Source organism: Pseudomonadota bacterium (assembly GCA_018823285.1).
Classification (GTDB): Bacteria; Desulfobacterota; Desulfobulbia; order Desulfobulbales; family JAGXFP01; genus JAHJIQ01.
The window spans coordinates 1-18,820 of sequence record JAHJIQ010000062.1 but is presented as its reverse complement, the minus strand read 5'-3'; the positions used below and the strand labels follow the sequence as shown (position 1 = coordinate 18,820).

Sequence of the window (18,820 nt, the reverse complement as noted above, 5' to 3'; positions counted from 1 at the left end):
TGGATAACGGCCTTTGCCATCTCCTCATCACGGTTGATGATCGAAAGAGTGGCCTTGTAGACCCGATCCTCGACCTCACCACCCATAGTGATAATCTTGTTCTTGAGCGCTTCGATATCCTTTTCCAGATGATTTCCCATAACCAATGTCCTTTGCACTGAAAATTATTGTTACCCGACAATGTATCCGGTAACGCCATACTATTTAAACGTATTCCCCGAACAACTCCAAACAAAAAAGTGGAACAGGCCGGCTCCCGTTTCAGGCTGACTGAAGCCGGACCGTAAACACGCTCCCCCTTCCGAGTTCGCTGTGCACGGTCACCTGCCCCTTATGGGCCTCAACGATATGTTTTACGATCGCGAGCCCCAGTCCGGTTCCACCCAGCTTCCGGCTGCGGGCCTTATCGACCAGATAAAACCGCTCAAAAAGACGGGTCAGATGCCTGCTTTCAATCCCGGGTCCATTGTCCCTGATGTGAATGGCAACATAATTCCCTTCCCGTCCGGAATCCAGATGGACCGTAGAATGTTCCGGGCTGTATTTGACAGCGTTGTCGATCAGATTGATGAGGGCCTGTTCCAGCAGTGGGGCGTTAACCATCGCCCTGAGATCAGACAGCCCGTGCAGGTTTATTTCAATATTCCTGTCAGCCGCTTTAGCCGAACATACTTCGGCGGCAGACTCAACACAAGCGAGAATCCCCGCGGGTTTCAGCTCTATTTGATCTCTCCGGCCTTCCTGCTCAATCCTCGACAGGGTCAGCAGGTCTTCCACAATGGTCTGCAGACGATTGGCATGCTTGGCGATGATTAAGAGAAAATCCCGGAAATGAGGCTGGCCGGCATCACATTCCTGGAGGAGGGTTTCCACATAGCCCTTGATCGAGGTGATGGGCGTCTTCAACTCGTGAGATACGTTCGCCACAAAATCCCGGCGGAGATTCTCAAGTTTCAGAAGCCGGGTGACGTCATTGATGACGATCAGGGCCCCGATCCTTTTTTCCGCCGGGTCGGTCAGCTGGGCTCCGTGAACCTGCAGGATTTTTTCATCTTCCCGACCGCGATTGAGAAAGACTGTCCCCTCAACCGGTTCGTCCTCATTCAGGGTCTGCCTGATAAAACGGACCAGATCAATGTTCCTCACCACTTCGAGAATATTGCCTCCCTGCAGTTCCAGCTGGTTCACTTCCAGCTGGACGGCCGCCGAATGATTCATATACAGCACCCGTGCCTCAAGATCGCAGGCGATCACTCCCTCGATCATGCTGGAGACCACGGTTTCCAGTTCGTTGTGCTGGGTCTCCACCTTCTCGATTCTCTCCCGGAGCAGGGTCGCCATCCTGTTCATGGCCCGGGCGAGTGAAACAATCTCCTCTGAACCGGAAACTTCGATCCGCCCGGTCAGGTCCCCCGCAGCAAATCTGGCTGCCGCGCTGGTCATCGCTTCCAGGGGCCGGGTAATTTTCTGCGAGGCAAGAAATGCAATACAGGACGTGATCACCGTGACGACGATGATCCAAAACCCGATTTTCAGGAAGAAATCGTTTAATGACTCCCGAACGGTCGTCAACGGAATAGAGGTCCGGATCACCCCGACAATATTTCCGGCCATCCGCATCGGTATCGCGACATAGAGCATTTCCTGGTTGGTGGATGCGCTGTACCTTTGGGAAATACCGGTCACCCCGGCCATGGCCTGCAGGATCTCCGGCCGCTGACCATGGTTGTCCATGGCGCGCGGCTCCCGGGAAGTATCGCTGACAACTTTCCCTTCTGCCGCAATCACCGTGATCCGGGTCTGGGCGTTGCGCCCGGAATCCCTGGTGAAAGCTGCCAGTTCGGGATAGTTCCTGCTGCTGTAAAGATGACTGATCCGTGGTTCAAGAAGTCTGGACTGGGCTTCAAGGTTTGCGGCCATCTGCCCCAGATAGAAATCTCTCAGGGAGACCGAGCCATACCAGGCGATGGACAGCATGGTGCCGACAATAATCAGGATGTAGGCAGGAAAAAGTTGCCAAATTAATTTTGAACTGTGCACAATAAAAAATAAGTGATGGTTAATGGATTTTCAGACCCGCTTCCGGGCAGGAAATGCAACCTGTACGCTAAAAGTGATATCAGAGATTGATTCTTCTGTCATCAGCGCCTGTGTTATTTAATCATATCTTAACACTATCTTAACATTTACCTGTCAGTATGGTTTTTTCTACAGAACCCGAGATGATAAACGCAACATAACACTCAGTTGATTTTCAATGACCTACACCCTCATCATACTGATCCTCCTGGCCTTGAGCACCATTGCTTACCGGGCTGGATCAACCAGGGCCCTTGCGGTGGCAAAAACCGCCGGGGTCGCAAGGCTCCATTCACGCCCCGCCTATTATGGCTTCCTGGTCTCCCTGTGGTGCGGCGTCCCGGCCTTCCTGCTGCTCCTGACCTGGATGATCTGCGAACCGGTGGTCGTTGATGATCTGATCGTCGCCGGTTTACCTGAGAAGATCCAGTCCCTTCCCGAGAACAGACTCAATCTGGTCGTGAACGATATCAAAAATCTGGTTGACAGCAAAATGGTCTCAGGAGAAGTCAATGAAGAGATCAGTAAGGCTGCAGATCATTACCGGAAGCTGAAAGCAACCAGCCGGGAACTTGCCGCGGTCCTGGTTCTGCTCATCGCCACCTCAGCTATTTACCTGGTCTGGCGGCTGATCTCACCGACTTTGCAAGCCCGTAATCAGGTGGAAAAGATTATTAAGGGAGCCCTGATCGCCTGTTCCACATTCGCCATTTTCATCACCATCGGCATCATTCTCTCGGTTCTCTTCGAATCCATCCGTTTTTTTAAAATTGTGCCTTTTTACGAATTTCTTTTTGGTCTTGAATGGAGCCCCCAGATGGCCATCCGCGCCGACCAGGTCGGCTCTTCCGGGGCCTTCGGCGCCATTCCGATCTTTGCCGGCACCCTGATGATCTCCCTGATTGCGATGCTCGTGGCAGTCCCGCTCGGACTGATGTCGGCCATCTATCTTTCGGAATATGCCAACCGAAAATTCCGGGCGGTTGCCAAACCATTGCTGGAGATCCTGGCCGGTATCCCCACCGTCGTTTACGGCTTCTTTGCCGCCCTTACCGTGGCCCCATTCATCAGGGGAAGCCTCTCCGGATTCGGGTTCGACGTTTCTTCGGAAAGTGCCCTGGCGGCAGGACTGGTGATGGGAATCATGATCATTCCCTTCGTCTCCTCCCTTTCGGATGACGTGATCAATGCCGTGCCCCAGGCCATGCGGGACGGCTCTTACGCTTTAGGGGCCACCCGGAGCGAGACCATCAAACAGGTGGTGATCCCCGCCGCCCTCCCCGGCATCGTCGGCGGGGTGCTGCTCGCCGTCTCCCGCGCCATTGGCGAAACAATGATCGTGGTCATGTCGGCCGGACTTGCCGCGAATCTGACCGCCAACCCCTTCCAGGCGGTCACCACGGTCACCGTCCAGATCGTCACCCTCCTCGTCGGCGACCAGGAATTCGACAGCCCGAAAACCCTGGCCGCATTCGCTCTGGGGCTCATTCTTTTCATAGTAACCCTGGTTTTAAATATTATCGCCCTGTTCGTGGTGCGTAAATACCGGGAGCAATATGAATAGCCCAACCGAAAAAACTATCGATATCGTCAAGCGGGGTCTCGGGAAAAGATACCGGTCCGAAAAACGATTCCGTTTCTATGGTGTTTTTGCCATCTTCTTAAGTCTGCTGTTCCTCGCCCTGCTCTTCACGAGCATCATCTCCAGCGGGTACAGCGCCTTCCGGCAGACCTACATCCAGCTGTCGGTCGATCTGCCGAAGGCGGACTTCGACTTCAACAATCTCGACCAGGCAAACTACCCGGGCCTGATCAAAAATGCCCTGCGCGAGAAATTCCCGCAAGTGTCCTCCCGAAGCGACAAAAAAGCCCTTTACTCCCTGGTCAGCAGCGGGGCCGCGTTTCAGCTGCAGGACCTCGTGAAAGGCAACCAGTCCCTGATCGGCACGACTGTAACAATATGGGTCCCCGCCGACGACGATGTCGACATGTTTTACAAAGGGTATATCTCCCGGGACGTCCCCGAGGGGAACCGCCGGCTGAACGACAAGCAGCTTTCCTGGCTTGATACCTTGGAAGGGAATGGCCGGATTGAAATGAGGTTCAACACCACCTTCTTTTCAGCCGGGGATTCCCGGGAGCCGGAACTGGCCGGTATCCGGGGCGCCTTCACCGGCTCCATGCTGACCTTATTAATTACCCTCTTTCTCTCTTTCCCGATCGGCGGGGCAGCAGCGGTCTATCTCCAGGAATTCGCTCCCCGCAACCGATGGATCGATATGGTCGAGGTCAACATCAACAATCTGGCCGCCGTTCCCTCAATAGTGTTCGGTCTGCTGGGACTCGCGGTTTTCATCAACTTCTTCCATGTCCCCCGCTCTTCGCCCTTGGTCGGCGGGCTGGTCCTGACCCTGATGACCCTGCCGATCATCATTATTGCCAGTCGGGCGGCCCTGCAGTCGGTGCCGCCATCAATCAGGGAAGCAGCCCTCGGAGTAGGCGCTTCGAAAATGCAGACCGTTGCCCACCATGTCCTGCCTCTGGCGATGCCGGGGATGCTGACCGGCACGATTATCGGGATGGCCCGAGCCCTTGGTGAAACGGCGCCGCTGTTGATGATCGGCATGGTCGCCTTCATCGTCGACATCCCCGGCGGATTCACCGACCCGTCCACCGCTCTCCCGGTCCAGATCTATCTCTGGGCCGACAGCCCGGAACGGGCCTTTGTCGAGAAGACCTCGGCGGCAATCATGGTCCTGCTCGCCTTTCTGATTGCCATGAACTTTATAGCAGTCATTCTGCGCAACCGCTTTGAACGCCGCTGGTGAGAAAATAATCTGAATATAATTCACTCCTAATCATTTCCTAAAATTGGGGCTGTACATTGAACACATGATTCTTGCAATGCGACTTACGCAAACCCAGTCACCACAAAAATTAAAGGAGCACGAAACATGTTACAGCATAAGATTTTCATCACCCTTGCAGCGATTTTTGCAGCATCACTTCTAACCGGGCAGGCAATGGCCCGGGACTACATCAGCATCGTCGGCTCTTCGACGGTCTACCCGTTCGCCACCGTCGTAGCGGAACAGTTCGGGAAAACCACCAATTTCAAAACCCCGAAAATCGAATCAACCGGTTCGGGCGGCGGCTTCAAGCTTTTCTGTGCCGGAGTGGGAGTGCAGCACCCGGACATCACCAACGCTTCCCGGCGGGTCAAGAAGTCCGAAGTGGAGAATTGCGAAAAGAATGGGGTCAAGGAGATTGTTGAAGTCAAGATCGGTTACGACGGAATTGTCCTGGCAAACTCCAAGTCCGCGCCGCAACTCAAACTGAGCAGAAAAGATATCTTCCTTGCTCTCGCCAAAGATGTTCCGGACCCGAAAGGTGGTGAAAAACTGGTCCCCAATCCTTATACAAAATGGAATGAAGTCAACCCGGATCTTCCCGCAACCAAAATCGAGGTCCTTGGCCCACCCCCAACCTCAGGCACCAGGGACGCCTTTGTTGAACTTGCGATGGAAGGTGGCGCCCAGACGTTTGCCTGGATCAAGGCGATGAAGAAGAGCGACAAAAACGGCTACAAAAAAGTAGCGCACACCATCCGTGAGGACGGCGCCTTTGTCGAGGCCGGCGAAAATGACAACCTGATCGTCCAGAAACTCGATGTCAATCCGGCAGCCGTCGGCATCTTCGGCTTCAGCTTCCTGGAGCAGAACAACGACAAGATCCAGGGCTCTTCGGTCGACAACGTTGCCCCAACTTTTGAAGCAATAGCCGCCGGTGATTATCCGGTCTCCCGCCCCCTGTTCTTCTACGTCAAAAAGGCCCACGCCGGGGTGATCCCGGGAATCACGGAATTCCTCGCAGAATTCACCAGCGAAAAAGCCTGGGGTGAGGAAGGCTATCTTGCCGATAAGGGCATGATCCCCATGCCGACCAAGGAGCGGAAAGAGTTCGCTGACGATGCCAACAAAATGCGGAAACTGACCCTGTAATTCAAAGATTTTAACCGGGAGGACTTTCAATCCGGTCCTCCCGGTTAGTTCTTTTTTCATACCCGGCACTGCGTAATTGAAGCTGACATCCTGAAAAGATTTACTGATTTTTAACACACCAAGCTCTCACCGAGAGACTTGGATAATTTTTTTTTTGGGTTATAGTGGCATGGAAAATTTATATACTCTGCGGCGGCAAGCATTTCATCCCGGCGACCAGCCGCAAACCTTACCTAAAGGCAACAAGCCAATGCCAATGTCAACATACGAAAAATTTGATCGTGACCATCGTGGAACAGTCGGCAAAGTCAACGTCGAATCCCCACGGATGAAATGCAGCAATGTTGATGTGTATTATGGTAACAAAAAAGCAATCAATGACGTGACCATCGACATCGGCCGCAACGAAGTGATTGCGATGATCGGTCCTTCCGGCTGCGGCAAGTCAACCTTTCTCCGCTGCCTGAACCGGATGAACGACACCATAGAAACCTGTCGGATGACCGGCGACATCTTTCTCGACGAACAGAATATCTACGACAAGGCCATCGACGTCGTCCAGCTTCGGGCCCAGGTCGGCATGGTCTTCCAGAAACCGAACCCTTTCCCGAAATCCATCTACGACAACATCGCCTACGGCCCGAAAATTCATGGTCTCGCCGGCAGCAAGGTCGAGCTGGACGAGATCGTCGAAATGTCGCTGAAAAAAGCAGGGCTCTGGGAAGAGGTGAAAGACAGCCTCGATCAACCGGGCACCAGCCTCTCCGGCGGCCAGCAGCAGCGCCTCTGCATTGCCAGAACCATAGCGGTCAGCCCGGAGGTGATTCTGATGGATGAACCCTGCTCCGCCCTCGACCCGATTGCCACCGCCAAGATTGAGGAGCTGATCGACGAACTGAAGCAGCAGTACACCATAGCCATCGTCACCCATTCCATGCAGCAGGCAGCCAGGGTTTCCCAGCGGACTGCCTACTTCCACATGGGAGACCTGATCGAGGTCGGCGAAACCAAGCGGATTTTCACCAACCCCAGGCATCGCCTGACAGAAGATTATATAACCGGGCGTTTCGGCTGACAGTCGTTACGATGCTTTCCCCTTCTCTCTCTCCCGAAGCTGCTCTCTGAACATCTCCACCCAACAGCACCAGGGCAGGGTGTCTTCCGCGCATGGTTTTTTGCAGGAAAATCCTTCGACCACCATCGGACAGAGGCCGTCCCTTGAATTGCAGATATATTTTGCCGCTATTTCAAGAACACTCTTTTCCATTTCGCAGAGTTCCTTTGCAATCATGACCTTGCCTCCTGTTCATACATCACAACTTTCCGAGTTTGGCTAATCACCCGATAAAGCTTAAGTTGAGCAACTGGCCTGCTCTTACGAAACTTATACCCGAAGGGTGAATAGCTGAGTTGAGCAGCTTGCCTGCTCGTACGAAGCCTATGCCCCTGGGCGAAAGCGAGTCTGCGAGACATCGAGACTTACACTCAAGTGGGTACTGAAGTGAATACCCGAAGGGTGAAAAAATCAGTCATTCTGGCTTCTGAATTCTGAATTCTGGCTTCTGGCTACTGGCTTCTGGCTACTGGCTTCTGGCTTCCGGCTTCTGGCTTCTGGCTTCTGGCTTCCGGCTTCTGGCTTCTGGCTTCTGAATTCTGGCTTCTGAATTCTGGCTTCCGTCAACTGGCTTCTGAATTCTCATCATAGAATATCACTATGACTCTGAACCATTTTATAACAGCAAATCAACACCATAAGACAAATAGGAAAGTTGAGATACATGAAATGGTTCCATCAGACAGAGATATTCTTGCGCAGGAATGTTTTTTCCCGATTAAACAATAGTTTTTTTCTTGTTATGTCTTGTGCGTTGAAAAAAAAATTAGCGCCTGATGCTACTCAATTCAGAAGACGGATTATTAACGTAATCCTAACTTTAAAATAAAGAAAACCTAACTACCGAATACTATCATTGTGGTACAGCATATGTATCCCGCCGGCAAATCAATTGTTGACTGAAAGGAACCGCCGTTGGCCACAGATATCACCAAAGAGCTTGAATGCCTGAAACAGAAGATCCTCCTGCTGGGAACTACCGTCGAGAACAACCTCGCCGATGCCCTGGACTCTGTTTTCAGAAAAGATCCGTCACTTGCCGAACAGGTCAGGTTCACTGACCGGGAAATCGACGAGATCGAAGTCGGCGTGGAAGACGACTGCCTGTCCTTACTGGCTCTCCATCAGCCAGTGGCCAGGGATCTGCGGTTCATCGTCACCGCTTTGAAGATCAATATCGACCTGGAACGGATCGGCGATCTGGCGGTCAAGATTGCAGGCAAGGTGACCCATCTTGTAAATAGTAACAACTTTGGAAAGCTGAGAACGGATATCCCGGAGGAGATTTTCTCGGAGCTGAACGGAATGTGCAAAGAAACGAGGAGCATGCTAAAACAGGCGTTGGATGCTTTTGCCAAACGCGACGTCGCACTTGCATACGCGGTCATCCTGGAAGATGACAAGGTCGATATTGCAAAAAATCTTATTGGCTCCTGTCTTGAGAAAAACATCAAGGAAGATCCCTCAAGTCACCAGCATCTGGCTACCCTGTTGAGTATCTCGAGAAGTCTTGAGAGAATTGCAGACCACACTACCAATATCTGCGAAGATATCATATACATGTTACAGGGCCGAATCATCCGACACAGGGTCGATGAGCGATTCGAAGTGAACACTTTCAGGCTTTAGCACCCGAGGTTTGAAGAAATGAAGAAAAAATGCATCCTTGTTGTAGAAGACGACGAAGACATCCAGCAGCTGGTAAGCTACAACCTGATCAAGGCCGGTTTTAATGTCGACTGTGCTGATTCCGGAGAGGAAGGGATGGCGAAGATCGTCTCGGTCAAACCGGACCTTGTGTTGCTCGATCTGATGCTCCCCGGAATCGACGGTTCAGAGATCTGCCGACAGCTGCGCTTGAATGAAGAGCACCGTGAGCTGCCGGTCATCATGGTGACTGCCAGGGGCGAGGATGCCGATGTGGTTGACGGATTGAACCTCGGCGCGGATGATTATATCCCGAAGCCTTTCAGCCCGGAAGTGCTCATCTCCAGGATCAAGGCGGTTCTGCGGCGCAAGGTAAGAGAGAAAAACACCGATCTGCAGGACCGGGGCGATATTACCGAAATTCACGACCTGATGATTGATCCCGGCCGCCACGAAGTGACCGTGGGGGGAAAACAGGTCCAGCTCACCCTCACCGAGTTCGGCATTCTGGAAATGCTCGCCAAAAGACCCGGCTGGGCCTTTTCCCGCCAGCAGATTATCGATGCAGTCAGAGGCTATGAATATATCGTCACCCCCCGGGCCATCGATGTCCAGGTCTTCAGCCTGCGCAAGAAACTCGGGGAAACCGGCAAAAAGATCGAGACCGTCCGCGGCATAGGCTACAGAATGGCGGATAATTGAACTCAAATCAGTAAAAAAACAGCTCATTTTTTTCACAATAATTCCCTCCACAAACCCCTCTTGCATTTATGAATGAGGTTCGCATCATTCCCCGGAAATTCGCCGTGAACAGGAAAAAAGTCGTCCTTGCTATCCTGATCACTCTGATCAATCTTGCTGTTATGGCCGTCCCTCCCGCACACTGCGAAACGGAACAGTATCGCTATCGAGAATCTCAACAGGACAAACAGCTCTATTTTTTCTGGTCCCTTGAACAGACTGACAAAGCAGTTATTCGCTCCATTGAACCGGATGTCTCCTACTACAATGAGTGTGAATTTTCCGGCAATACGATCAAGTGGGAGATGAATAAGAATGGGGAAGTCATTACCGCATATCGTGACGGCAACAGATTAATTGTAAACGGTGTCTTTGCAGGCGAAAAATTTCACCGGACCTTCGAGATAGACGATGCCCCCTGGTTTCAACCATTGTCTTATTCGTTGCGCCGGTTGTTAAAAGATGACAAACGGGAAACGATCAAGTTCTGGTTTATTCGCCCTGATGTCCTACAGGTCGTCAAACTTGTCGCCGAGAAAGAACCAGATGAAGAAATCGATATCGACGGTATGGTCGAGGCAACACACAAGATCCGTGTTTCAATGAACGGGATGATGAAAAAGTTCTGGAGTTGCTATTACTGGTTCAGAAAAAGAGACCGGGTCTTCGTCAAATATGAAGGTCTGCACGGGGTGCTCTCCTCTTCCCGCACCGTTATAACTCTGAGCGACATGGGCCGGTAGCTGGTCTTCTTGAGTAACAAGTACGAGCCACGGCGAAAGCGTTTCACTTATGGGCAAACCATGTTCCGGTTTACACCAAATCTGCTGCTAACATTTCATTAATCTTGATTAATCGACTTTTTATTCAAGGGATAATTTCACCCTAACATTCTTCCGGTAGTCTGCTCGCATACAGGCAAAACCATTGCACAGGACAACAGAATTGATTTTCTGTCCGGCCCCACAAGATATAAAAAAATACAATAAAATTGTCTGACGACTTGGCTGGGCGGCCGGCAGAAAATCATTTTTAGAACAGTGCGGTGGGAAATCAACCGTTCCATTAACAATGAGGAGAGTTGAAAATGAAGAAAATGTTTCACGCAAGCTTGGCAATGGTAATGGCGGCGACTATGACACTTGGAGCAGGATCCTGCCTGGCGGACGACCACCGGCATGATGATGGAAAGGCAAAAAACATCATTATAATGGTGCCGGACGGCATGGGGATTTCAAATGTCACTGCGGCGAGAATTTTCAAAAACGGCCCCAATGGTGAGCGTTTGGCCCTGGAAAGTCTCGGGGTAATCGGTCATCAGGCAACCCACGCAGCCAACAGTACGGTTACCGACTCTGCGGCGGCGGCAACAGCTTGGGCGATCGGTCGGAAAGCCAACAATGGAGAAATTTCCTGCACCCGGACGGAAACCGGCGATTGTTCCACTGCCCCGAAAACCGTCCTTGAAATTGCCAAAAAATTGGGCAAAGCAACCGGCCTTGTCGCCACCTCGCAGATTTCACATGCGACCCCGGCGGCCTTTGGCGCCCATGCCGGCAACAGGTATTGCGGTGAGGAAATCGCCCGTCAGTATATTGAAGAAACCGGCGTTGATGTGGTTCTCGGCGGCGGAGTCTACGCCACAAACACCAAACCCGGAAGATGTACCTGGGGCGCCGGCCTTCCCGGTACAGGCATGGGACAAGAAGGTATCATAACCTCGGCCATCAATAACGGTTATACCTTTGTTGAAACTGAAAGCACCATGCGTGAGGCGGTTAAGGACGGCAACCTCAAGGTGCTGGGAATGTTTAAAGGGTTCAACGAGGGAAAAACCGTGGAAATGTTCCGGATCGACCCGGCAGTCAGCTATCCCGATCAAGAGCCTACCCTGGCCGAGATGACCGAGGTCGCCCTGAACATCCTTGATAAGGACAAAGACGGTTTCTTCCTGATGATCGAAGGTTCGCAGATCGACTGGGAGGACCATGCCAACAGCGCCGAAGGAATGGTTGCCGAAACCCTTGGTTTTGACGCAGCTGTCGAATCGGTAAATAAGTGGCTGAAAAAAGGTAAGAATGCCAAAAAGACCCTTTTGATTGTGGCCCCGGACCATGACACCGCCGGTTATGCCATTAACGGCCCTTACGGAACCTTGAGCAACCCCGGAGAAATCGTTGACGGCGCGTTTATTTCCGGAGAGCATACCGCTACCGATGTGGTGATCTGGAGTGAAGGACCGGGCAGCAACAAGCTTGGCAAGGCCCTTGACAACACCGATCTGTATGACGTTATGGTCGGATCAATGACAGACTAACCAGTCACCGGAAATATCATATTGACAACACGGAAAATCATGAAACAGGGGTGGCTGCATGCCACCCCTGTTTCGCGTATATCAAAAGATCGTTATGGCGAAGTTGATGCCCGGTTGTTATGGGTGCTTTTCCAACATCCTTACTTCTCTTTCTTGGACAAAATCATCATTTCTTGACAGACATTAGAGAATCATTAATCCGAGGCAGGAATGAAAATAAAGGCGGGTCAGTAAATCTGACCCGCCTTTATTTTCACAGTTTGAGTTCTTACCGCTTCTAATTTTCACCGGATCATTCAATAGCGTATATTGTGGTTGAGTCGCTGACCTCTTTGGCAACCACGAGAAGTGGTTTATTGAACGGGCTGTCAAATGCGTTAATGAGCCGGTTCGGTAGGAACTCGGAACCTTCAGTTCAAGGTGCATGGTCAGTTATGAATGGAGAGTGGTTATGGGTGCGATATTGTTTTAAGTCCGGGGGCTGGCTTGACTAAAGCTGAGTTGAGCAGCTTGTCTGCTCGTACCGATTAGCGAGTTTACGAGACATCGAGACTTATGCCCGAAGGGTGCAAAGAGGTGTTTTTCCATCTGCCACCTGGTCCAGGCGCCCGATGTCAGATATTCTCTTTACGAACATAGAAAAACATTTTGGCCCCGGTGACCCGGCTCAGTCCGGTATAGAGGAAAAAGCAGCCCCAAAGGAGCTGAAACGTCACAATGACCTCCGGGGTCCATAATGCCCTGGCGCCTGCTGCAATGTCGCTGAACACCCCGACTGTTTCCGGCGCGGCGATGATGACCAGAACGCACCAGGCGATATTGACCAGGCCCATCCACTGGTAGGTTGTCAGTCTTCCACTGCCCCGAAAATCCGCCCGTAAGGACTCGGAAAAAACCCTCCAGCCCATGGCAAAGATTGCGGTCAGACCGAATGCCGTATTGAAATCACCCTCCAGGAAGAAATAGAGGCCCACAATACCGCACTTGAAATAGAGAAACGAGGTCATGGCCTGAATCGGCACAACCTTGACCCCGCCAAGCCCCGAAGCATAGACGATTTTCCGGGTTCGTCCATCGAATGAGGTATTGAAATGGCTGAATATTTTCCTCGCCAACGGTCCAAGCTGGGAAATCGGCTTCCCGTAACAGCAGCCGAAACTGATACAGGCGAGTCGGCCAATACTTTCGCCGATGATATATGCAACCGCCAGTGCAGCCATGACCGGCATGAGTGGAATCATCTCTCGCCCAGCCATAGCGGTGGCAAAATGATTATACACAACAATGACGAGAGGCATCAGATAAAGCCCAACCGATGCGCCACCCGCAACGGTAAAGGTGTTCTTCTTGTTTTCCACGAGTCTGGCAATGACCTTGGCGCCAAAAAGAGAACTTGCCATCAGCAGGGAAATCATCACCAGGAGAAAACCGACCGGCTGACCGATGGAGGCCAACAGAAAGAAAAACACCGAAACCCCAAGAATGCTCCCGGTGGCGAGAAAGAGGCCGTAATAGGTCACATTTCTGCCCGACAAGCGGCTCTCTTTTGCATTGCCCGAGGGGATCGAAGCGATAAATTGCCACTTTTCCCGGGGGAGATGTTTATAGGCCAGAAACAGGATTGGTGTGAACATCGTTGAGATGATCAAACAGAAAGCGACATTACTCATGCATTCCCTCCGGAAAGACTTTTCTTGTCCCGATGAGAGACCTTACTGCAACATCGGTTTCAGCCAATGAGGCGCCAAAGCTTGATGTGAAAATGCTTTGCACATCATTGCGTTTCATTTTCATTACGATATCTTCCGCAAAATCGACCCTGTCCTTCTGGAATAACAAGACGTCGGTGCTGCTCCCCGGCCTGTAGAGGCTTTTCGGCTGCCCCCTTCTGACAAACAGTCCCGGAACAACCTCGGTCGGGTTCGTGTACTCGGAATCTGCATAACATTGTGAAACCTCGCCGATCATCATCGCAACCACTTCAATCATCGCCACCAGACCGACCTGGCTCCCACCCGGCACATCTGTCTGAATAATGGTCACAACCCTTTTATTCTTTGAGTATGGGGTGATCATTTCAACTACTGCGGCGGGATTGCATGAATGATATCTGCCGGATATTTCATACACATCCTCTACGACCCCTGAAACGGGAGCGTGATTATAGTGGTACTTGTCAGGCGTCAGGCGGAAAATTGCATATTCGCCCCCTTTGTAGGCTCTCTGCCAGGTATCTTTTTCAACGCCGAGAAGCTCTTCGTAATCGAAGAACTTCCCTTTCAGAAACAACGCAGAGTTGTCCGAGAGGGAACCGACCAGCACCCGTGAATCCGCCGGAGAAACAACCGTATCACACTCATCGCTCATCGGACGACATTCCCAGTATCTGATCTTGCGTTCAAATATTTTTCTTGGCGTATCGAAATACCCCGGCGGATCCAGACATTCCGAAAGATCAACGCCGCAGCGTGAAAGAAAGCGCTTGTTCCCGAGCAGGCTGGACGAAAGCAACAGGTCAAAATTACAGAAACCGAGCAAACTTGAAACCCGTGCCCCGGTGAGCAGATCGAAAAGTTTCGGGGCAAATTCACGCGTCGTTGAATAGAGAAAGGTCACGATTTTATCGGCAAACAGCTCTTCGGTGATCACGGAGTTGCTCATCCGGTCAACATACTGATGCATCAGATATCTCCTGCGCTCAACATTTATTGATCTGCCTTTGCATGAAATCTCTCGGCAAGAAGCATTAACCTGACAAGGTTAAGGGCGATATCTTCATCAACCATCCCGGAAGCCACCTGCTTCTTCCTGAGCTCTAATGCCTCGTCAAGCGTTCTACCACCGCAGAATCGATCTATCTCGTCCCGCTGTTCAAGACCCACGGGAATTCTGCCCTCCACAATTGCCCTCAGGTCCTCTGCGAAATAGCCCCAACTTTCAATAAGATGCCGGACTCTGAGATCCTCTCGATAATACCTCTCAGCTTCGCGGTTAAATTCATGGGCGGTAAGATCAAGGGGTTTTGTCCTTTTCTTGAATGACCCCATGATGCCGTGCTCGATCTTGCCAAGGGCCGTATACTCGCTATTTTTCAAACGGGTTTTGAGATCAACTAGTGTCTGCTCCAGACCCATGATCTCGATAAGTTCCTTTGCGTCTTCAAGAATCAGCTCGACCAGGGCCAGACGATATTCAGCATTATGAACTCGGAGATAGCCCGGATATCGTCTGCTCGAGCGAGTCAATTTCACCTTCGCCAAGATCCTTTTCAGAAAAAGGTTCCCGGTATCCTTATGAACAAAGAACGTCGGAATGCCGAGTGCGGTGCCGAAAATGATCTGACGTCTTTCACTTTCGATCTCCGGGGTGGAAGGAATATCCCCAGGACGCCAATTGTCCGAAACCATATATTTATAGGATAAAGCGCCGAGGAGAGTTTGCAGATTTACCGCTTCACTCAAATCGGTAAAATCATAAAACAGGGAGTAATACCTGGCTTCATAACCGGAGAAGCCCATCACCGCGAATTCACGCAGCTTTACCAACTGATACAGAGACATCCTCTTATCAAAAACCCCGAGGGAGTCGAGGTCGTTTTTCAATAACTGCTCGTTCCCCAGCCTGCCGTTCTGGGAGCTGTTTGCTTCGGTAGAGAGCAACGACACCGGGTAGTCGACCAACCTGAAATCAGGAACATAATCACCTTTCAGGCCAAATGAGCGGCCGATGAACCGATCAAAGGCATTGGGGCCAAACGGAGTAAGATGATGGCCGAAAAAATTATTCTTCGCCTTCTTCTTCCAGCGCCTCCAGATCATCCGGAGATGGGTGAAATCAAGCTGATGGGGCAAATATCCGAGCACTTTCTCAGGATGAAAATCCTCAAAATCCAGGCGGTATGGGGCGGCGCTGTATGTGCCGACAAACAGCGGGAGGAAATGCTCGATAATTTTCGCGCTCATGTCGCCAAGCTGTTTTTCGTGCGCCGGAGTAAGCCCCCCGAATTTACCACTTAATTCCGTCAGGCGCCTGCTGCCGAGACTCACATGGGTCCCGTTATTCGCCAGACTCACATTTGAGGTATTCGGTAAGACAACCAGATTATTGGCAATGATCCCGGCTTCACGCAACTTCATTACCGCGTTCAAATGACTCCTGCTTAATACCTGGTGGCATAAAGACATGTACTCATGCTTGGCCTCCCCTTTATCCCAGCCCGACAAACATGGACTCATGAAGAGCTCCCGATAAAACGCATCGGAGATGTTTTCGTTCAACATCCGCTGGCGGATGGGAGGATGCGGAGAGAAGAAAAGCAAGGCCTTCTGGCCGTTTTTTTCCAATTTGAACTTCTTGTTGGCATAGTCGAGAAGCAGACTGCTCATGAGAAAACGCTTCGCCGTTTCCCGGGCGACATTCTGGCCTACGCCCCCCCGCTCCGGGCCGTGCACGACGTGAAAGGAAAACGTTTCAGGAGAAGTGTTGTCATTCAGGAAATGAGAAAGAAGCCTCTTGCCGGTCACCTCAAATGCTTCGCCGGCTTCGGTGCCGATGATATCGGCAAGAGAAAGTTTCAGGAGGTAACTGATCGGGATTCTTAGCCAGTGCTCCCCATTTTCAAACAAGGTAAAACGCGCGGCATCCTCCCGCAGAGAACTGCGGGGGTCATTTTTGTCGGCCTGCAGATCCGCTCTCAAGATGGTCTGTGAGTACTCGTTTAAGAGACACCGCGGAAAGCGAACCCAGCTATTTTCCCAGATCTCCTCGGAATGATCATCAAGATATCTTCCGAGGCTGCGAATCCCGGCCCGCGGGGTGTCCCCGCTCCTGGTTCGGCGTTTCATGTTGGCGTAGTATGTTGACTCGAGGATTGTGCGTGGCAGGTCCACTTTTTCTCGCGAACCCTTCACCGCAACCTGCATCTCATTTTCGGTGCCGGCGGTGACATCTCTATTGACATACGGGAGGGAAGAAAGATCATCCGGGTTACATTCAAGGATGCGAAGACACTCATCCAGTTCGGGGGCCGAATTCTGGATACCGGCTGATTGCCGGTCGGATTCATATAAAGCGTTCATGGACAAACCCCTCAATTATTTTAAAGGATTCTACCGAGGCTTTATAAAGATCCGGTTAAGGAATTGAAAGAATCACATTATTTTTTTGGCTCGGTACAGACTACAATAGAATACTTGCGAGTTCCGCAAGTTCACTTCGCTCCCCTTTTTCAAGGTTTACATGCGCGTATAAATCCTGCCCCTGCATTTTATCGATCAGGTAGCTGAGTCCATTCGACTGACTGTCGAGATATGGATGATCAATCTGGAAAACGTCACCAGTAAAAACAACCTTTGTTCCCTCTCCGGCTCTGGTGACGATCGTTTTGACTTCATGCGGGGTCAGGTTCTGTGCCTCATCGACAATAAAAAAAATTTTTACCAGCGACCGTCCCCTGATATACTGCAACGGTGTTACAACGATCTTCTTTTCCTCAAGAAGCTCATGGATCTTTTTGCCGCCGCTTGCAGTATCTTCGTAAAGCTGCATCACCCCCAGATTATCAAACATCGGCTGCATGTACGGATCAAGTTTTGCATCAATATCCCCCGGTAAAAACCCTATATCCTTGTTGCTGAGAGTGACAACCGGACGCGACATGAATATCTGTCGATAATTGCTGCGCTCTCTGAGAGCCGCCGCGAGTGCAAGCAGCGTTTTGCCGGTCCCTGCCTTGCCGGTAATTGTCATAAGTTGCACATCTTTGTTCAAAAGGGCATCCAGGGCAAATATCTGCTCGGCATTCCTTGGGATGATACCATAGGAAGAAACCTTGCCAACCCTTCTGACCCTCTCGGTCTTCTTGTTATACACCCCAAGTGCAGACTTTTTCCCGCTGCGCAGGATCAGATATTCATTCGGAAAAAGAGCTTTGGCAATGGGCAGTTCATCGGCATCACAATCGGCAGTGCCGTTGTAAAGTCGGTCTATCACCTGATCATTTACGTTTTCTTCCAGCCTGTATCCTTTATATAAAGCAGCCACATCCCTGACCTGATCATTCTTGTAATCTTCCGCCAGAATACCGATGCTTTTGGCTTTCATTCGGAGGTTGACATCCTTGCTGACCAGGACGATATCCTTATCGCTTATTTCCTTGGCAAGATGATAGGCGATATTTAATATCTGATGATCTGCTTTGCCGGTACCGAAGTTCCCGGCCAATTCTTCGTGCATCGGCCGTTCGAGACGGATACTTATCTTTCCCAACCCCTCTCCAATCGGAACCCCTCCATTAAATATCTTGTCGCTGCTGATTGCATCCAGAGCCCTGACAAACTCTCTTGCATGGAAGTTCAGAGAACTTTTCCCCTTTTTGAACTGATCAAGCTCCTCGATTACCGAGATCGGAATCACAACGTCGTGCTCATCGAATTTATTGATACAGGAACTGTCATGAAGAATAACATTGGTATCAAGAACAATCATTCTTCCCCTGCATTTCCGAGATCCCATAGAACCTCCTTTTTCAGCTGGTGAATCACTAAAAGAACAATCCGGCAGAGATGACCGTAAATATTGATTGCACCCTTCGGGTACTCACTTCAGTACCCCTTGAGAGGTGTAAGTCTCGATGTCTCGCAGGCTCGCTTTCGCCCAGGGGCATAAGTTTCGTATAAGCAGGCACGCTGCTTAACTTAACGAATCGGTACGAGCAGGCAAGCTGCTCAACTCAGCTTTTCACCCTTCGGGTATAAGTCTCGATGTCTCGTAAACTCGCTAATCGGTACGAGCAGGCAAGCTGCTCAACTCAGCTTTTCACCCTTCGGGTATAAGTTTCGTACGAGCAGGCAAGCTGCTCAACTCAGCTTTTCACCCTTCGGGTATAAGTTTCGTACGAGCAGGCAAGCTGCTCAACTCAGC

14 protein-coding genes are annotated in these 18,820 nt (G+C 51.1%); 8 read left to right on the top strand and 6 right to left on the bottom strand.

The features are described from left to right. Positions 1–261 precede the first annotated feature (261 nt). Positions 262–2,040: a HAMP domain-containing protein gene (locus KKG35_13890; GenBank protein ID MBU1739219.1), complete on the bottom strand. Its 1,779-nt coding sequence runs from the start codon at positions 2,038–2,040 to the stop codon at positions 262–264. 217 nt (positions 2,041–2,257) lie between these two features. On the opposite strand from KKG35_13890, the gene pstC reads away from it, so the two are divergent. The 4 genes from pstC to KKG35_13870 all read left to right on the top strand — a co-directional run bounded on the left by pstC (position 2,258) and on the right by KKG35_13870 (position 7,155). After that, on the top strand, positions 2,258–3,643 hold the full coding sequence (pstC, locus tag KKG35_13885) for a phosphate ABC transporter permease subunit PstC (GenBank protein ID MBU1739218.1): 1,386 nt from the start codon (positions 2,258–2,260) through the stop codon (positions 3,641–3,643). Next, on the top strand, positions 3,636–4,907 hold the full coding sequence (gene pstA / locus KKG35_13880) for a phosphate ABC transporter permease PstA (GenBank protein MBU1739217.1): 1,272 nt from the start codon (positions 3,636–3,638) through the stop codon (positions 4,905–4,907). Before pstC ends, pstA begins: the two co-directional genes overlap by 8 nt. Positions 4,908–5,033: 126 nt before the next feature. Then, positions 5,034–6,080: a PstS family phosphate ABC transporter substrate-binding protein gene (locus tag KKG35_13875; GenBank protein MBU1739216.1), complete on the top strand. Its 1,047-nt coding sequence runs from the start codon at positions 5,034–5,036 to the stop codon at positions 6,078–6,080. A gap of 250 nt (positions 6,081–6,330) precedes the next feature. Then, positions 6,331–7,155, top strand: coding sequence for a phosphate ABC transporter ATP-binding protein (locus KKG35_13870; GenBank protein MBU1739215.1), 825 nt, complete (start codon positions 6,331–6,333; stop codon positions 7,153–7,155). Between the two features lie 6 nt (positions 7,156–7,161). On the opposite strand, the gene KKG35_13865 is transcribed toward KKG35_13870, so the two are convergent. Then, complete coding sequence (locus tag KKG35_13865) at positions 7,162–7,371, bottom strand: hypothetical protein (GenBank protein MBU1739214.1); 210 nt, start codon at positions 7,369–7,371, stop codon at positions 7,162–7,164. Between the two features lie 738 nt (positions 7,372–8,109). Between KKG35_13865 and phoU the strand changes: the two genes are divergently transcribed. The 4 genes from phoU to KKG35_13845 all read left to right on the top strand — a co-directional run bounded on the left by phoU (position 8,110) and on the right by KKG35_13845 (position 11,899). Beyond that, positions 8,110–8,823 carry a phosphate signaling complex protein PhoU gene (gene phoU / locus KKG35_13860; protein MBU1739213.1) on the top strand — a complete coding sequence of 238 codons (714 nt, stop codon included), beginning with the start codon at positions 8,110–8,112 and terminating at the stop codon, positions 8,821–8,823. Positions 8,824–8,841: 18 nt separating this feature from the next. Then, positions 8,842–9,543: a response regulator transcription factor gene (locus KKG35_13855; protein ID MBU1739212.1), complete on the top strand. Its 702-nt coding sequence runs from the start codon at positions 8,842–8,844 to the stop codon at positions 9,541–9,543. A 104-nt stretch (positions 9,544–9,647) separates the two neighbouring features. Next, positions 9,648–10,325 carry a hypothetical protein gene (locus tag KKG35_13850; GenBank protein ID MBU1739211.1) on the top strand — a complete coding sequence of 226 codons (678 nt, stop codon included), beginning with the start codon at positions 9,648–9,650 and terminating at the stop codon, positions 10,323–10,325. Positions 10,326–10,669: 344 nt separating this feature from the next. After that, the gene (locus KKG35_13845; protein MBU1739210.1) at positions 10,670–11,899 is read left to right on the top strand and encodes an alkaline phosphatase; all 1,230 of its coding nucleotides are present in this window, start codon (positions 10,670–10,672) and stop codon (positions 11,897–11,899) included. Between the two features lie 614 nt (positions 11,900–12,513). Here KKG35_13845 and KKG35_13840 read toward each other — a convergent pair. From KKG35_13840 to KKG35_13825, 4 genes are all read right to left on the bottom strand, one after another. Next, on the bottom strand, positions 12,514–13,569 hold the full coding sequence (locus tag KKG35_13840; GenBank protein ID MBU1739209.1) for a prolipoprotein diacylglyceryl transferase: 1,056 nt from the start codon (positions 13,567–13,569) through the stop codon (positions 12,514–12,516). Beyond that, positions 13,562–14,581: a phosphatidylserine decarboxylase gene (locus tag KKG35_13835; protein ID MBU1739208.1), complete on the bottom strand. Its 1,020-nt coding sequence runs from the start codon at positions 14,579–14,581 to the stop codon at positions 13,562–13,564. Before KKG35_13835 ends, KKG35_13840 begins: the two co-directional genes overlap by 8 nt. 23 nt (positions 14,582–14,604) lie before the next feature. Continuing rightward, positions 14,605–16,977: a hypothetical protein gene (locus KKG35_13830; GenBank protein ID MBU1739207.1), complete on the bottom strand. Its 2,373-nt coding sequence runs from the start codon at positions 16,975–16,977 to the stop codon at positions 14,605–14,607. 100 nt (positions 16,978–17,077) lie between these two features. After that, entirely contained in the window at positions 17,078–18,412 is a 1,335-nt protein-coding gene (locus KKG35_13825) for a PhoH family protein (GenBank protein ID MBU1739206.1), read from the bottom strand. Positions 18,413–18,820 lie beyond the last annotated feature (408 nt).

Excerpts from the sequence above, each read along its gene's own strand:
- pstC (MBU1739218.1), top strand. The coding sequence starts at position 2,258 with ATGACCTACACCCTCATCATACTGATCCTCCTGGCCTTGAGCACCATT.
- pstA (MBU1739217.1), top strand. The coding sequence starts at position 3,636 with ATGAATAGCCCAACCGAAAAAACTATCGATATCGTCAAGCGGGGTCTC.
- KKG35_13875 (MBU1739216.1), top strand. The coding sequence starts at position 5,034 with ATGTTACAGCATAAGATTTTCATCACCCTTGCAGCGATTTTTGCAGCA.
- KKG35_13870 (MBU1739215.1), top strand. The coding sequence starts at position 6,331 with ATGCCAATGTCAACATACGAAAAATTTGATCGTGACCATCGTGGAACA.
- KKG35_13865 (MBU1739214.1), bottom strand. The coding sequence starts at position 7,371 with ATGATTGCAAAGGAACTCTGCGAAATGGAAAAGAGTGTTCTTGAAATA.
- KKG35_13855 (MBU1739212.1), top strand. The coding sequence starts at position 8,842 with ATGAAGAAAAAATGCATCCTTGTTGTAGAAGACGACGAAGACATCCAG.
- KKG35_13845 (MBU1739210.1), top strand. The coding sequence starts at position 10,670 with ATGAAGAAAATGTTTCACGCAAGCTTGGCAATGGTAATGGCGGCGACT.
- KKG35_13840 (MBU1739209.1), bottom strand. The coding sequence starts at position 13,569 with ATGAGTAATGTCGCTTTCTGTTTGATCATCTCAACGATGTTCACACCA.
- KKG35_13835 (MBU1739208.1), bottom strand. The coding sequence starts at position 14,581 with ATGCATCAGTATGTTGACCGGATGAGCAACTCCGTGATCACCGAAGAG.
- KKG35_13830 (MBU1739207.1), bottom strand. The coding sequence starts at position 16,977 with ATGAACGCTTTATATGAATCCGACCGGCAATCAGCCGGTATCCAGAAT.
- KKG35_13825 (MBU1739206.1), bottom strand. The coding sequence starts at position 18,412 with ATGGGATCTCGGAAATGCAGGGGAAGAATGATTGTTCTTGATACCAAT.